This window comes from Pontibacter brevis, assembly GCF_054779655.1.
The window spans coordinates 129226-142652 of sequence record NZ_BAAGXV010000007.1 but is presented as its reverse complement, the minus strand read 5'-3'; the positions used below and the strand labels follow the sequence as shown (position 1 = coordinate 142652).

Sequence of the window (13427 nt, the reverse complement as noted above, 5' to 3'; positions counted from 1 at the left end):
TACAACTAACAAAAAACACCTTTTAATGCATCAAAAATTAAGATTAGGAATGATCGGCGGTGGCCAGGGTGCCTTTATTGGTGCTGTTCACCGTATTGCGGCTCAGATTGATAATCAATATGAGTTGGTGTGTGGTGCTTTCAGCAGCAATCCTGAAAAGTCTAAAGCTAGCGGCGAAGAGCTTGGCTTGTCACCGGAAAGGGTTTATGCTTCTTACCAGGAACTGTTCGTAAAAGAAAAGCAGCTTCCGGAAAACGAGCGGGTGCAGGTAATCAGCATTGTTACACCAAACCACGTGCATTTTGAACCAGCCAAGCTTGCTTTGGAAAGCGGTTTCCATGTCGTGCTGGATAAGCCAATGACTTTCTCCCTGGCGGAAGCCCTGGAACTCCGTGAGGTAGTAGAACGTACGGGCATGCTGTTCTGCCTGACTCACACCTATACCGGCTATCCTATGGTGAAAGAAGCGAGGCAAATTGTAGCTTCCGGTAAATTAGGTAAAATCCGGAAAGTCTATGTGGAGTATCCGCAGGGCTGGCTGAGTACATTCAAAGAAGGAGGCGATAACAAACAGCTTAAGCAGGCTTCCTGGAGAACAGACCCAAAGCAAAGCGGTATTGCCGGTGCTATGGGGGATATAGGTACCCATGCTTTTAACCTTGCAGAATACGTAACAGGCTTAGAGGTAACGCAAATCAATGCAGATATTAATGTAGTGGTGGAGGGCCGTCAGCTGGATGACGATGGTGCTGCGCTGCTTAAATTCAATAACGGAGCCAGTGGGGTTCTTTTCGCCACGCAGATTGCAGCAGGTGAAGAAAACAACGTGAAAATCCGGGTGTATGGCGAGAGAGGTGGTTTAGAGTGGCAACAGGAGGATGAGAATACCCTAAAGCTGAAATGGCTCGACCGGCCCGCTGAAATTTACCGCACTGCCGGCGGGGAATACCTGTCCTCTTATGCGCAGCACAATACCCGCACCCCGGGCGGTCACCCGGAAGGGTATCTGGAGGCGTTTGCTAACCTGTACCGCAATTTTGCCCTGTGCGTGAAAGCCAGGATGAAGGGTGAAGAACCACAACCAGAGTGGCAGGACTATCCTGGTGTACAAGAGGGTGTGCGTGGCATGGCGTTCATCGAAAACGTAATCGCCTCAGGCAAATCAGACCAAAAATGGATTGACTTTACTATATAAAATAAACTATGACAACGATACAAGGACCAGCCATATTCTTAGCACAGTTTTTAGGCGATCAGCCACCTTTTGATAACCTGGAGTCTATCTGCCGCTGGGCGAAAGGCCTTGGGTATGAAGGCGTACAAATACCAACCTGGGATACGAAATATTTCGATGTGCAAAAGGCAGCAGAAAGCAAAACCTATGCAGATGAGATCAGAGGCATTGTTGAAGGACAGGGCCTTAAAATTACAGAACTGTCCAGCCACCTGCATGGCCAGTTAGTGGCTGTGAACCCTGCATACGATACTTTGTTTGACGGCTTTGCTCCGGAGCAATACCGCAACAACCCGAAAGCACGTACAGAGTGGGCCGTGCAGCAATTGAAAAATGCTGCAAAAGCATCCCAGAACCTGGGGCTGAATGCGCACGGTACCTTTAGTGGCGCTTTATTATGGCATACTGTTTACCCTTGGCCTCAGCGTCCTGCAGGTTTAGTTGAAGCTGGCTTCAAGGAACTGGCCAACCGTTGGACTCCAATCCTGAATGCTTTTGATGAAGCAGGTGTGGATTTATGCTATGAAATTCACCCGGGCGAGGATCTGCATGATGGTGTATCTTATGAGATGTTCCTGGAGGCTGTGAACAACCATTCAAGAGCCTGCCTGCTGTACGACCCATCACACTTCGTGCTCCAGGCAATGGATTACCTCTCTTACATAGATCATTACCATGAGCGTATCAGGATGTTCCATGTTAAAGATGCTGAATTTAACCCTACTGGTAAGCAGGGCGTGTATGGGGGCTACCAGAGCTGGGTAAATCGTGCCGGTCGTTTCCGTTCGTTAGGCGATGGACAGGTAGACTTTGGCAGTGTGTTCAGCAAACTGACAGCTTATGACTTCAAAGGTTGGGCAGTGCTGGAGTGGGAGTGCGCGCTGAAGCATCCGGAAGATGGTGCCCGCGAAGGAGCCATGTTCATCCAGGATCATATAATTCGCGTAACAGAGAAAGCCTTTGACGATTTTGCAGCTTCAGGTGTAGATGAAGCAAAAAATCGCACTATATTAGGCTTATAACTTTAAACAAAAGAAAACGCATGAAAAAAGTTTGGATGGTCATCAGCTGCTGTGCTTTTATGGCGGCATGTGGTGGTTCAGAAACCACAGAAGGTGAGGATTATTATAACAGAGACAATACAGCTGAAACACCTGTTTACAGCGATTCTACTTCTGAAGCAGAAGTTAGTGCTTCTACCCGCCAGTCGGAGGTGGATACCAGTTTAAATAATATCGGCACCGATCGGACAGATGCTCCTGCTGGAGGAAATACAGGAGGTAGTACTGCTAACAATGCCGGTACTGCCGCTACAAGCACAGCAGCTGCCGGTGCGGGTGCCGGCGCTACAGCCAACAAGGCGGCTGCCAAGCAGGAAAACTACGAGAAAGGCAAAAACCTTATTGCCACTTCAGACTGCCTTTCCTGCCACCAGGTGGATAGAAAACTGGTAGGCCCTGGTTATGTAGAGGTTGCCCAGAAGTATGAGTTCAATGACAAGAACGTGGATTACCTGGCTGGTAAAATTATAGACGGCGGCGCTGGTGTATGGGGGCAGATACCGATGTCTCCTCATCCGGATCTAAGCCGTGAAAACGCCAGAGAAATGGCCAAGTATATCTTGTCGCTGAGAAAATAACCTTATGATACGTCAGCTCTTCTCCGCAGCACTGCTGTCTGCATTTCTTATCTCCTGTCAGTCATCTCAACCTGAAAGTGAAATGGCTGAGAATACAGAAGCACCGCAAGCCGCTTCAACTTCACAAGATGGTGAGTGGAAGCAATTGTTTGATGGCCAGACCACAAGTGGCTGGCATACATACGGTAAAGGCACTGCCGGCCAGGCCTGGAAGGCGGAAAACGGAACCCTGTATCTCGACCCTGCTGCAGGAGACGGAGCAGGCGGTGACCTGGTGACGGATGAAGAGTACGATAATTTTCACCTGAAGCTGGACTGGAAGGTGGCACAAAATGGGAATAGCGGGATCATCTTTTATGTAAAGGAGGATCCCGCTAAATTCCCGAACACCTATAACAGCGGCCTCGAAATGCAGGTGCTGGATAATGAAGGTCATCCGGATGCAAAAATCCACAAGCACCGTGCTGGCGACCTGTACGACCTGGTGGCAAGCAGCCCTGAAACTGTGAAGCCTGCCGGAGAGTGGAACCACGTCGAGATTATCAGCAAAGATGGCAAACTGGAGTTGTACCAGAATGGGGCACAGGTAGTAGATACCACACTGTGGGACGATAACTGGAAAGCCATGATTGCCGGAAGCAAGTTTGCAGATATGCCGGAATGGGGTACTTTTAAATCAGGCAAAATTGCCCTGCAGGATCACGGGGATGCTGTTTGGTATAAAAACATCATGATAAAGGAGCTTTAAGTAAAGCTTTAACACGATGAGGCAAATGGTTTACTCTCAGATGTTAACCTGTTTGCTCTTTAAGTATAGTATTCCCTTTCTCTATTTCCTTTCCTGCCTTACTTAAGTACATGAAAGCAGATACAGAAAACTAATAAAGGTAAAAGCATTCTTTACTTTACTGCCATTCCTCTGATGGCAGGTGTTTTGAACTCATATGTTAACCTAAACAACCATGCATCCGGTTACCCGTGTAAAGCTTTCTTTCATGATGTTCCTGGAGTTCTTTATCTGGGGGGCATGGTTTGTTACACTGGGTACCTATCTGCTATCGGAATTAGGCACCTCTGCCACACAAGTAGGAGTTGCCTTTCTTACACAATCTATCGGCGCTATAGCCGCTCCGTTCATTATTGGTCTCATCGCAGATCGTTTTTTCCCTGCACAGCGCATCCTGGGTGTGTTGCACCTCATCGGTGCCGCCTTACTTTGGTATTCCTTTGTTGCGGCTGACTTCGATACTTTTTATCCTGCCATTCTGATGTACATGATCCTGTACATGCCCACGCTGGCGTTGGTGAACTCTGTATCGTTTCGTCAGATGCAGGATCCCAGCAAAGAATTCCCGCCTATTAGAGTATTGGGTACTTTGGGTTGGATTGTGGCCGGCTTAACTATCGGCTGGCTTAATTGGGAGCAGAACGGGAACCTGGGCCTGACTTTCCGGATGGCTTCTGTTGCTTCTGTGGTTCTCGGCCTTTTTAGTTTTACGCTTCCTAATACGCCACCCGTAAAAGGTGCGGGTAAAACAACCATTGGCGACATGCTGGGCCTGGAGGCTATAGGCCTTTTAAAGAACCGTTCTTACCTGACTTTTTTCCTGTCCTCTGTTGCCATCTGCATTCCTCTTGCCTTTTATTATAACTTCACGAACCCGTTCCTGAATGAGCTTGGAATGGATGCCGCTGCAGGTAAGCAGGCGATGGGGCAAATGTCTGAGCTTTTGTTTATGCTCCTGATGCCCCTGTTCTTTGCCCGGTTGGGTGTAAAGAAGATGTTGGCCATCGGGATGTTTGCCTGGGTACTTCGGTATGTGTTTTTCGCTTTTGGTGATACTGAAGCCAGTTACTGGATGCTGATAGGTGGTATTGTCCTGCATGGTATCTGCTACGACTTCTTTTTTGTAACCGGACAGATTTATACAGACAAGCTTGCTGGTGAGCGCTTCAAAAGTGCTGCACAGGGTATGATCACCCTGGCAACCTATGGTGTGGGAATGCTTATTGGTTCTCTTTTATCGGGCGTGATAGTAGATGCTTTCACATCAGCAGGAGGCGGCCATGAATGGCAGTCCATCTGGTTGATTCCGGCAGGAATTGCTGCAGCCGTTTTACTGCTATTCTTATTATTATTCAGAGACAGGGCAGCGGGACAAAAGACCGCGCCGCCGCCGCCATTGAACGCTACTACAGGGCGTAGAGAAGTTACCAGTATGCCTTAAGAATTTTCACCTAACCTCATCATAATGTCACAACACCCTAATCGTAGAACAGCTATAAAGAATGTATTGGCTGGTACTGCCGCTTTAACCACTACAGGTATGTTAAATCCTTTAATCGCCTGTGCCGACAACGCACAGTCCACTAAACTGAAAGGGAACATTAACCATGCTGTTTGCCGCTGGTGTTTCAACGGCCTGTCAGTGGAGGAGCTTTGTGTCGCAGCTAAGGGAATGGGTATAAAAGGGATAGACCTGGTGGGGCCGAAGGATTGGCCAATACTGCAAAAGCATGGGCTGCATTCCACAATGTGCAACGGGGCTGAAATCAGCCTTACAGAAGGGTGGAATGACCCGCAGTACCATGCACAGCTAATTAAAAATTACACGGACATGATCCCGCGTGTTGCCAAAGCAGGCTATACAAACCTTATCTGTTTTAGCGGCAACAGAAGAGGGATGGACGATGAGACAGGGCTTCAGAATTGCGCAGAAGGCTTAAAAAAGATATTGCCACTTGCAGAGAAGCATAAGGTGGTGCTGGTTATGGAGCTGTTGAACAGCAAGATAAACCATAAAGACTATATGTGTGACCATACCGCATGGGGAGTTGAACTGGCAAAAAGAACAGGCTCAGAAAACTTTAAGCTGCTGTACGATATCTACCACATGCAGATTGATGAAGGAGACATCATCCGTACTATCAAAGACAGTCACCCTTACATCGCGCACTATCATACAGCAGGTGTACCAGGCAGAAACGAGATTGACGAAACGCAGGAGCTTTACTATCCTGCCATTATGAGGGCCATCAAAGAAACAGGGTTCAAGGGATATGTAGCGCAGGAGTTTATTCCTGTACGACCAGACAAGTTAGCTTCCCTGCAGCAGGCAATTCAAATCTGTGATGTTTGATTTCTTTTCAAGAATAAAATAAAACTATCCATCTATACTTCTAAAAGAGCATAATGAACAAAAGAAGATCTTTCCTTCGAGCAGCTGGTTTATTATCAGCCGGGGTTTTCATCACTCCATCCCTTATTTCCTGTAACTCTAACAATGAGGGCAACCAGGAAGCCGCTACAACTGATGCTACGGCAACAACAGGTACCGGTACCGGTACTAACAACACAGATAAAGCGATTGGTTTGCAGCTTTACTCGCTGCGTGAGCAAATTGGCAGTGAGGGCATTGAGTCTGTGATTGCAAAAGTAGCTGAGGCAGGTTATAAAAAAGTAGAGACCTATGGTTATTCTGCAGAAAACGGCTTCTTTGGCCTTGATGCAAGCGCATTCAATGACTTGTTGAAGTCGCATAATTTGACAAGCCCAAGCGGGCATTATGGCATGGACCCATATTTATCCGGTGGAAATGAGCAGTTGCTACAATCCTACATAGATGCTGCTAAAACCATTGGCCAAACCTACATCACCATACCTTACCTGGGCGACTCTCTCCGCCAGAGTGCAGATGACTACAGGAAACTTGCCCAGCGAATCAATGAGGCTGCCAAAAAAGTGAACGAGGAGGGGCTAAAACTGGCTTACCACAACCACGACTTTGAATTTAAGCAGTTTGGTGACACCACAGGTTACCAGATTCTGTTGCAGGAAACTGATCCTGAATTAGTGAAGATGGAGCTGGACCTTTACTGGGCCTACAGAGCGGATAAGGATCCTGTTGCCATGATGAATGAGAACCCGAACCGTTTTGTGATGTGGCATGTAAAGGATATGGACAAAAACGACCGTACCCTGAACACAGAGATCGGCAGTGGCAGCATCGACTACAAGTCGCTGTTTAACCAGGCTGCCTCCAATGTGGAGCATATTTATGTAGAGCAGGAAAACTTCGCCGCTAACATGGATCCATACCAGAGTATCCGGCAGAGCCATGACTATGTAGCTAACACATTATTGTCTTAACCTGATCATCTTCTGGTAAGCAAACTGCCAGAGCCAAATAAATGGAAGCCCCTGTGCTTATTGCTTTTAAAGCATATAGTGCAGGGGCTTTTTAACGGGAAAAAGTTTAGCAGTCGGGTTATCGCTTTTGCAGCACCCAGGTTGTCATACTTCTTTGCTGCTCCACCAGAACAGTCTTCACCGGTTCCAGCAATTCGGCGTTTAAAGATACCGCCAGTTCCCGCAGCAGTGCCTCATCCGCCAGAAACCAAATGTGGCCATGCGGCATCTGGTAATTTCGTTCGCTTACCTGTTCCAGCTTTCCTTCCATCCCGATGGTCGTGCTAAGGCGGCTAAACAGCATGCCACCCGGCTTCAGCACGCGCCACAGTTCCTGCACCATACTTCTGAAGTGGCGCTCGTCTCTGGCAAAGTGTAGCACCGCACTGCACAGTACTACATCAAAATAAGCATGGGGAAAGGGCAAAGCTGCCAAGTCAGAGACTATGAAATCTTTTCCTGGTTCTTCTCCGGTCAACTGCTTTGCCAATGCACCCGCCTGCCTGATGGCTTCTTCCGAGACATCGGCTCCATACACCTTTACCCCAGCCTGCAGCAGGTACTGTATGTTGCGTCCGGCGCCACAGCCTGCGTCAAATAATTTCATCCCTTCCCTGATACGGCCTTTCAGCAGCTGGTCGAACAGGTAAATATCGATATTCCCGAAAACAGCAGGCAAATTTGCAAGTGCAGGTACGTTCATAGAGGTTTTGTTTGATTCTGACTCAATTTAAGAGACTTTTTCTATACTATTTAGAGAAATTTTCGCATAATTGATTAGACGCTTCATAAAACCACAGACTATGAATACTATTCCTGTAACTGCTTCCTCACAGCATACCCGGCTCACAAAAGAACAGTTCCTGCAGAAATATGCCACGCACCCTACGTATCTTCCTCCGCGTGGTGCGGAACTGAACGCAAAAAACTGGCAGGCAGAAGCTGCCCTTCGCATGTTTTTAAACAACCTGACAGCCGAAGTGGCGGAAGCGCCTGCAGATCTGGTGGTATACGGTGGTACAGGACAGGCGGCACGCACCCCGGAAGATGCCCGCAGGATAGTAGAAGTGTTGCTGGAACTGGAGGAGGACGAAAGCCTGCTGGTGCAGTCCGGAAAGCCGGTGGGAAAGGTGCGGACGCACCCGGAGGCGCCGCGTGTGATGATTGCGAACAGTAACCTGGTGCCACACTGGGCGACGTGGGAACACTTTAACGACCTTCGCAAGCGTGGCCTTATCATGTATGGCCAGATGACGGCTGGCAGCTGGATTTACATTGGCACACAGGGCATTCTGCAGGGCACGTACGAAACATTTGTAGCCTGCGCAGAAAAGCACTTCCAGGGAGACCTGCGCCACCGGCTGCTGGTAACAGGCGGTTTGGGGGGCATGGGAGGCGCACAGCCTCTGGCAGCTACAATGGCCGGTGCCACATTTCTGGGAGTGGACATTGACCCGGAGCGCATCCGGAAGCGCCTCCAAACCCGCTATATCGATAAAATGACGTTTGACTACAAGGAGGCCATCGAGTGGGTACTGGAAGCAAAGGTAAATGGTGATGCAGTATCAGTAGGCCTGGTCGGCAATATAAGTGACGTGCTGGAACGCCTGCTGCAGGATAACATTGTTCCCGATATACTGACCGACCAGACTTCTGCCCATGATCCGTTAAACGGTTATGTTCCCGCAGGCTTGTCTTTGGAAGAGGCAAAGGCCTTACGGGCATCCAGGCCGGATGCGTATAAAGAACGTTCGCTTAAAAGTATGGCGCAGCATGTGCGATGCATGCTGGAGATGCAGAAAAGGGGGAGCAAAGTCTTTGACTATGGCAATAACCTTCGGGAGTTTGCGCAGCAGGGTGGGGAAGCGAAAGCTTTCCGGATTCCGGGTTTTGTGCCGGAGTATATCCGCCCTCTTTTTTGTGAGGGCAAAGGTCCCTTCCGTTGGGCTGCACTGTCAGGAGACCCGGAGGATATACGAGTAACGGATGAGGCGCTGAAATCACTCTTTCCTGATAACAGGCACATGATAAACTGGCTGGAGGAGGCGGAGAAAAAGGTGGCGTTTCAGGGACTGCCTTGCCGCATCTGCTGGCTGGGAATGGGTGAGCGCGAACAGGCAGGGTTGCTGTTTAATCAGCTAGTGCGGGAAGGGAAGGTCAAGGCCCCCCTTGTGATTGGGCGTGACCACCTCGACTGTGGCTCTGTGGCTTCTCCTTACCGTGAAACGGAAGGAATGAAAGATGGCTCTGATGCCTTATCAGACTGGCCCCTGCTCAACCTGATGGCCAATACCGGAGGAGGAGCCACCTGGGTTTCTTTCCACCACGGGGGCGGCGTTGGCATTGGCTATTCACAACATGCCGGAATGGTTATCTTAGCAGATGGTACCGACAGGGCCGGTCGTTGCCTGCGCCGTGTGCTGCACAACGATCCGGCACTAGGCATTTTCCGGCACGCAGATGCAGGTTACGAAACAGCGCAGGCCAATGCTGCAAAGTTTGGTTTAGACCTATAGATGAAACCAATGACGAACTATGAAATCAGAAAAGCCTAAAGCCATCTTAGTCGGCCCGTTCAGCCAGGTTCTGCCTATGAATGGTTTGCCGGGAACAGGCCCAATAAAAGACGCGCAACTGCAGGTGCTGGAACATGCCGCTGTCCTGGTAAAAGAGGAGAAAATTGTAAAGGTGGATTCCTTTCAGAAGCTGGAGCAGGAGGCGCAGGAACAAAATTACCACATAGAGAAGATAGAGCAGCCGATGGTGCTTTTGCCAGGGCTGATAGATGCGCATACCCATATTTGTTATGCTGGCTCCCGCGCCAAAGATTACGCCCTGCGGGTGTCAGGCGTATCTTACCTGGAGATAGCGCGTGGCGGCGGCGGTATACTGGACACGGTGCATAAAACCAGGGAGGCTACCTTGATAGAACTGGTAGACCTGCTGAAGAAGCGCTGTAACCGCCACCTTTCCGAAGGAGTTACCACCTGTGAAGTAAAAAGCGGTTACGGCCTTACGGTAGATGATGAATTAAAAATGCTGGAGGCAATCGCCTTGGTTAACAAACATCATGCGCTGGATTTGATACCTACCTGCCTGGCTGCTCATACACGTCCACCGGAGTATACTGATTCAGGTGTTTACCTGCAGCATCTGCTGGATGAGCTCTTACCGCAGGTGCAGGAGCAGGGTCTTGCAAACCGGGTCGATATTTTTGTAGAGGAAACAGCGTTCAACCAGAAACAGTCTTTGGAGTACCTGTTGAAGGCCAGAAAAATGGGCTTTGACGTAACAGTGCATGCAGACCAGTTCAGTACCGGTGGGAGTAGCGTAGCGGCTGAAGCTGGTGCCCTGAGTGCGGATCACCTGGAGGCCAGTGATGCAGGGGCTATCGCGCTGCTGCAAGAGGCAGGAGTGGTGGCTGTCGTATTGCCGGGTGCCTCGCTTGGCCTGGGAATGCAGTATGCACCGGCACGCAAGCTACTCGACAACGGGCTGTGCCTGGCCATTGCCACCGACTGGAATCCTGGTTCCGCACCGATGGGAGATTTGTTGACGCAGGCGGCGCTCCTTAGTGCTGCCGAAAAGCTTTCCACTGCAGAGACATTAGCCGCAATCACCTCCCGGGCTGCGCGTGCGCTGCAACTTACAGACAGGGGCAAGTTAGCAAAAGGTCTGTTAGCCGATATGATTGCTTTTCCGATAGCTGACTACAGGGAGATTTTTTATATGCAGGGCAAGTTAAAACCCGCTAAAGTCTGGAAGAGAGGCACCCTTGTACAGGCACAGTAGTGTTGTTTCATCATCTCTAACAATTGATTAAATGTATAAACCCGCATCAAGCCAGGCCTGGAAAGGACGCACAGATCCTCTTGATGGTGAACTGAAATATCGCTGGCACCAGGTCATACATTTTCTGGATTTAACCGGTGATGTACCTTCTGTGGCAGAAAATAATGTTGCCTTTGCTTTTATTGGCTTTTGCAGTGACGAAGGGGTGCGCCGCAACCAGGGTAGAACAGGGGCGGTTGAAGGACCTTTAAAGCTACGGGCTGCCATGGCTTCTTTTGCATACCACCTGCCACCACAAGCATTGCTCTGCGATGCCGGAGATGTGCTGTGCACAAACCAGAACCTGGAGGAAGCTCAGGAACAGTTAGGCAGAAAAGTGGCGCTGTTACTGCAAAAAGGCTATCGGCCACTCGTGCTGGGCGGCGGCCATGAAACAGCCTTTGGGCATTTTTTGGGGCTGGATAAGGCCACTGTGAAGTTGCGACTTGGCATTCTCAATTTTGATGCGCATTTTGATTTACGCAGTTATGCGCAGCAACCAAGTTCTGGTACGCCCTTTTTGCAGATGGCTGACAAGCTACAGGCACAGGGACGCGAGTTCATTTATCACTGCATCGGAATTCAGGAGCATGGAAACACTGGAGTTCTGTTTAAGGCAGCAGAAAAGCTGCAGGTAAAGTATGTACTGGCCGAGCGTGTAGAGGCGCGTCACCTACATGAGGTGCAGGTACAACTAAAGGAGTGGCTGGAGGAGGTGGAGGCTCTGTACCTGACAATAGACCTTGACGTGTTTGCTGCTGCTTATGCTCCCGGTGTCAGCGCCGTGAATGCCCTGGGGCTTCAGCCGCAAATTGTGCTACTGTTGCTGGAACAGGCCATCTCGAGCGGCAAACTGATTAGCCTTGATATAGCAGAGCTCAATCCAGGGTTTGATATCGACAACAGGACCGCGAAACTTGGCGCAGGATTGCTTTATCATACCGTAAAAGAGTGGGCAAAAGTATAGGAGTGGCTGGAGCAGGTTAGGGCTTTGGATGATGTAACTGCCAGGAGCAACCGTATCCTTAAATAAAAACCGCCTCACAGGAAGAAACTGTGAGGCGGTTTTTATTAGCGGCCGATTTTAAATTTGGTCCAGTAGGTAGTGTCGCTGGTCATAACTTCTACCAGGTAGGTGCCGGGTTTCAGTTTACCTAGTTTATAACGCCAACTGGTTCTGTTATCTTTAATGTTTACTGGCTTCTGATATACAACTTTTTGAGCTGTATTCTTGATGCTGAGCACAGCATCCTCTTTTAACTTTTGAGTAAAATCAAGCTGATAGGTGCCTTTGCCAGTATAAGAAAGATTTATTCCGGAAAGTGTCTCATAAGTATCTCCATGCTGTGCATCAGAGCTCAACAGCACCTGGTGGGTATGCTGCGTTGGCGCTGGACTTACAAGATTTTGAGCAGTACTGCTCAGGGAAAGTGCTGCTGCCAGCGGTAATGCGGTGGCTAGCGCCAGGGTATACTTCTGCTTCATCTTCATATTCCGTTCATAAAAGTACAGGTACAGCCGAAGATATGCAGATTTAAGGCCAAACTTTCTGAAATGGCTATTCTTCAGGAAGAAATTTGCAGTTGTTTAGTCATCGTGTTGTAGCACAGTTTATTACCTGTGTCTATTTTAACTCCACCAAGCCAATGTGCTTTGGGTTTAAAGGCTGCTTTGTTTTCTAAGACTTCCGCTCCCAATGAAGTTAGCTTTAGTTCATTCTTCTCTTCCACCAGTTCAGGATGCAGGTACTTCAGAAGTTGCAGAAGCTGCCAGTCACCAAATCCATATTCATGAAGTTGCTTCCAGAATTGTTGAAACAGCTGTTCTTTTGTGAATGCGCCCTGCTGTACGAGCCGCAACAGTGCCTTCTCTGGATGGCCTAATCCGTTAGCACAGTCCGGGAAGCGTTTCAGGTGTAGCGCTAAAGCCTGGCTAAGGTGAGGGGCCACAGCTTCTTTGTGCTGCTGTAGATAGCGCTGCATTTGTAAAGGGTCCGGTGAGCCGTAAAGGTGCCACAGTTCGTGTGCATGAGCTAGCTGAATGCCTGTTTGCTGTTGCCGGTTAAGAAACAGTTGTTGCAACTTATTCGGCTTCAGCAGCGAAACGGTTTGATCCAGGAGTGGTGTACAGACCGAGATGGCATTCGGTTGAAGTTGGTACAGACGATGCAGGAGGTACAAGAGGTTAACCCGGCACATCAAATCAGTATCAAACCACAGCACTACTTCAAAGAATCCACCTGCGGCATCTAACTTGGGAAGCTCATCCAGCACTTTCTTTTTATAAGCGGCGGCTGTTTCTCCGTATGTCTTTGTGATATAAGTTTGCCGCTTTTGCCAGAACGTTTCTTCCGGAACACTGGCCAAAGCAGGTCCTTCAGAAAGTATCTCCCGCCATACCATTACCTGCCCCGGAAGTCTGGCCGCCTGGAAAGCTGGGAGAGAGGCGTCACCATTCAGTATATGCAGGGTGGGGAGCTTTATCATCCTATATCATTTAGATTTACTATAACGCAATATAAAAAAGGCAGCAAA

13 protein-coding genes are annotated in these 13427 nt (G+C 49.1%); 10 read left to right on the top strand and 3 right to left on the bottom strand.

Annotated features, from left to right (window positions below; genetic code table 11):
* Positions 1-25 precede the first annotated feature (25 nt).
* From ACYVB1_RS01980 to ACYVB1_RS01950, 7 genes are all read left to right on the top strand, one after another.
* A complete protein-coding gene (locus ACYVB1_RS01980) occupies positions 26-1195 on the top strand; it encodes a Gfo/Idh/MocA family protein (protein ID WP_460919959.1) in 1170 nt (389 codons plus the stop codon).
* An 8-nt stretch (positions 1196-1203) separates the two neighbouring features.
* Positions 1204-2256, top strand: coding sequence for a sugar phosphate isomerase/epimerase family protein (locus ACYVB1_RS01975; RefSeq protein WP_460919957.1), 1053 nt, complete (start codon positions 1204-1206; stop codon positions 2254-2256).
* A gap of 20 nt (positions 2257-2276) precedes the next feature.
* Positions 2277-2873, top strand: a complete 597-nt coding sequence (locus ACYVB1_RS01970) for a c-type cytochrome (RefSeq protein WP_460919955.1) — start codon at positions 2277-2279, stop codon at positions 2871-2873.
* Positions 2874-2955: 82 nt separating this feature from the next.
* On the top strand, positions 2956-3621 hold the full coding sequence (locus ACYVB1_RS01965) for a 3-keto-disaccharide hydrolase (protein ID WP_460919953.1): 666 nt from the start codon (positions 2956-2958) through the stop codon (positions 3619-3621).
* A 214-nt stretch (positions 3622-3835) separates the two neighbouring features.
* The gene (locus ACYVB1_RS01960; protein ID WP_460919951.1) at positions 3836-5101 is read left to right on the top strand and encodes a nucleoside permease; all 1266 of its coding nucleotides are present in this window, start codon (positions 3836-3838) and stop codon (positions 5099-5101) included.
* A 24-nt stretch (positions 5102-5125) separates the two neighbouring features.
* Positions 5126-6013, top strand: coding sequence for a hydroxypyruvate isomerase family protein (locus ACYVB1_RS01955; RefSeq protein WP_460919949.1), 888 nt, complete (start codon positions 5126-5128; stop codon positions 6011-6013).
* Positions 6014-6066: 53 nt separating this feature from the next.
* Entirely contained in the window at positions 6067-7023 is a 957-nt protein-coding gene (locus ACYVB1_RS01950; RefSeq protein WP_460919947.1) for a sugar phosphate isomerase/epimerase family protein, read from the top strand.
* Positions 7024-7141: 118 nt separating this feature from the next.
* Here ACYVB1_RS01950 and ACYVB1_RS01945 read toward each other — a convergent pair whose 3' ends face one another.
* Positions 7142-7765 (bottom strand): class I SAM-dependent methyltransferase, encoded by a 624-nt coding sequence (locus ACYVB1_RS01945; RefSeq protein WP_460919945.1) that lies wholly within the window; start codon positions 7763-7765, stop codon positions 7142-7144.
* A gap of 100 nt (positions 7766-7865) precedes the next feature.
* Here ACYVB1_RS01945 and hutU point away from each other — a divergent pair, with 100 nt between their 5' ends.
* The 3 genes from hutU to hutG are packed head-to-tail and all read left to right on the top strand — an operon-like array spanning position 7866 to position 11860.
* On the top strand, positions 7866-9578 hold the full coding sequence (gene hutU, locus ACYVB1_RS01940) for a urocanate hydratase (protein WP_460919943.1): 1713 nt from the start codon (positions 7866-7868) through the stop codon (positions 9576-9578).
* A 19-nt stretch (positions 9579-9597) separates the two neighbouring features.
* The gene (hutI, locus tag ACYVB1_RS01935) at positions 9598-10854 is read left to right on the top strand and encodes an imidazolonepropionase (protein WP_460919941.1); all 1257 of its coding nucleotides are present in this window, start codon (positions 9598-9600) and stop codon (positions 10852-10854) included.
* Between the two features lie 31 nt (positions 10855-10885).
* Positions 10886-11860: a formimidoylglutamase gene (gene hutG / locus ACYVB1_RS01930; RefSeq protein WP_460919939.1), complete on the top strand. Its 975-nt coding sequence runs from the start codon at positions 10886-10888 to the stop codon at positions 11858-11860.
* A gap of 104 nt (positions 11861-11964) precedes the next feature.
* On the opposite strand, the gene ACYVB1_RS01925 is transcribed toward hutG, so the two are convergent.
* Together ACYVB1_RS01925 and ACYVB1_RS01920 are read right to left on the bottom strand one after the other, a co-directional pair.
* Positions 11965-12378 (bottom strand): hypothetical protein, encoded by a 414-nt coding sequence (locus tag ACYVB1_RS01925; protein WP_460919937.1) that lies wholly within the window; start codon positions 12376-12378, stop codon positions 11965-11967.
* Between the two features lie 80 nt (positions 12379-12458).
* Positions 12459-13379 carry a hypothetical protein gene (locus ACYVB1_RS01920; RefSeq protein WP_460919935.1) on the bottom strand — a complete coding sequence of 307 codons (921 nt, stop codon included), beginning with the start codon at positions 13377-13379 and terminating at the stop codon, positions 12459-12461.
* Positions 13380-13427: the final 48 nt, after the last annotated feature.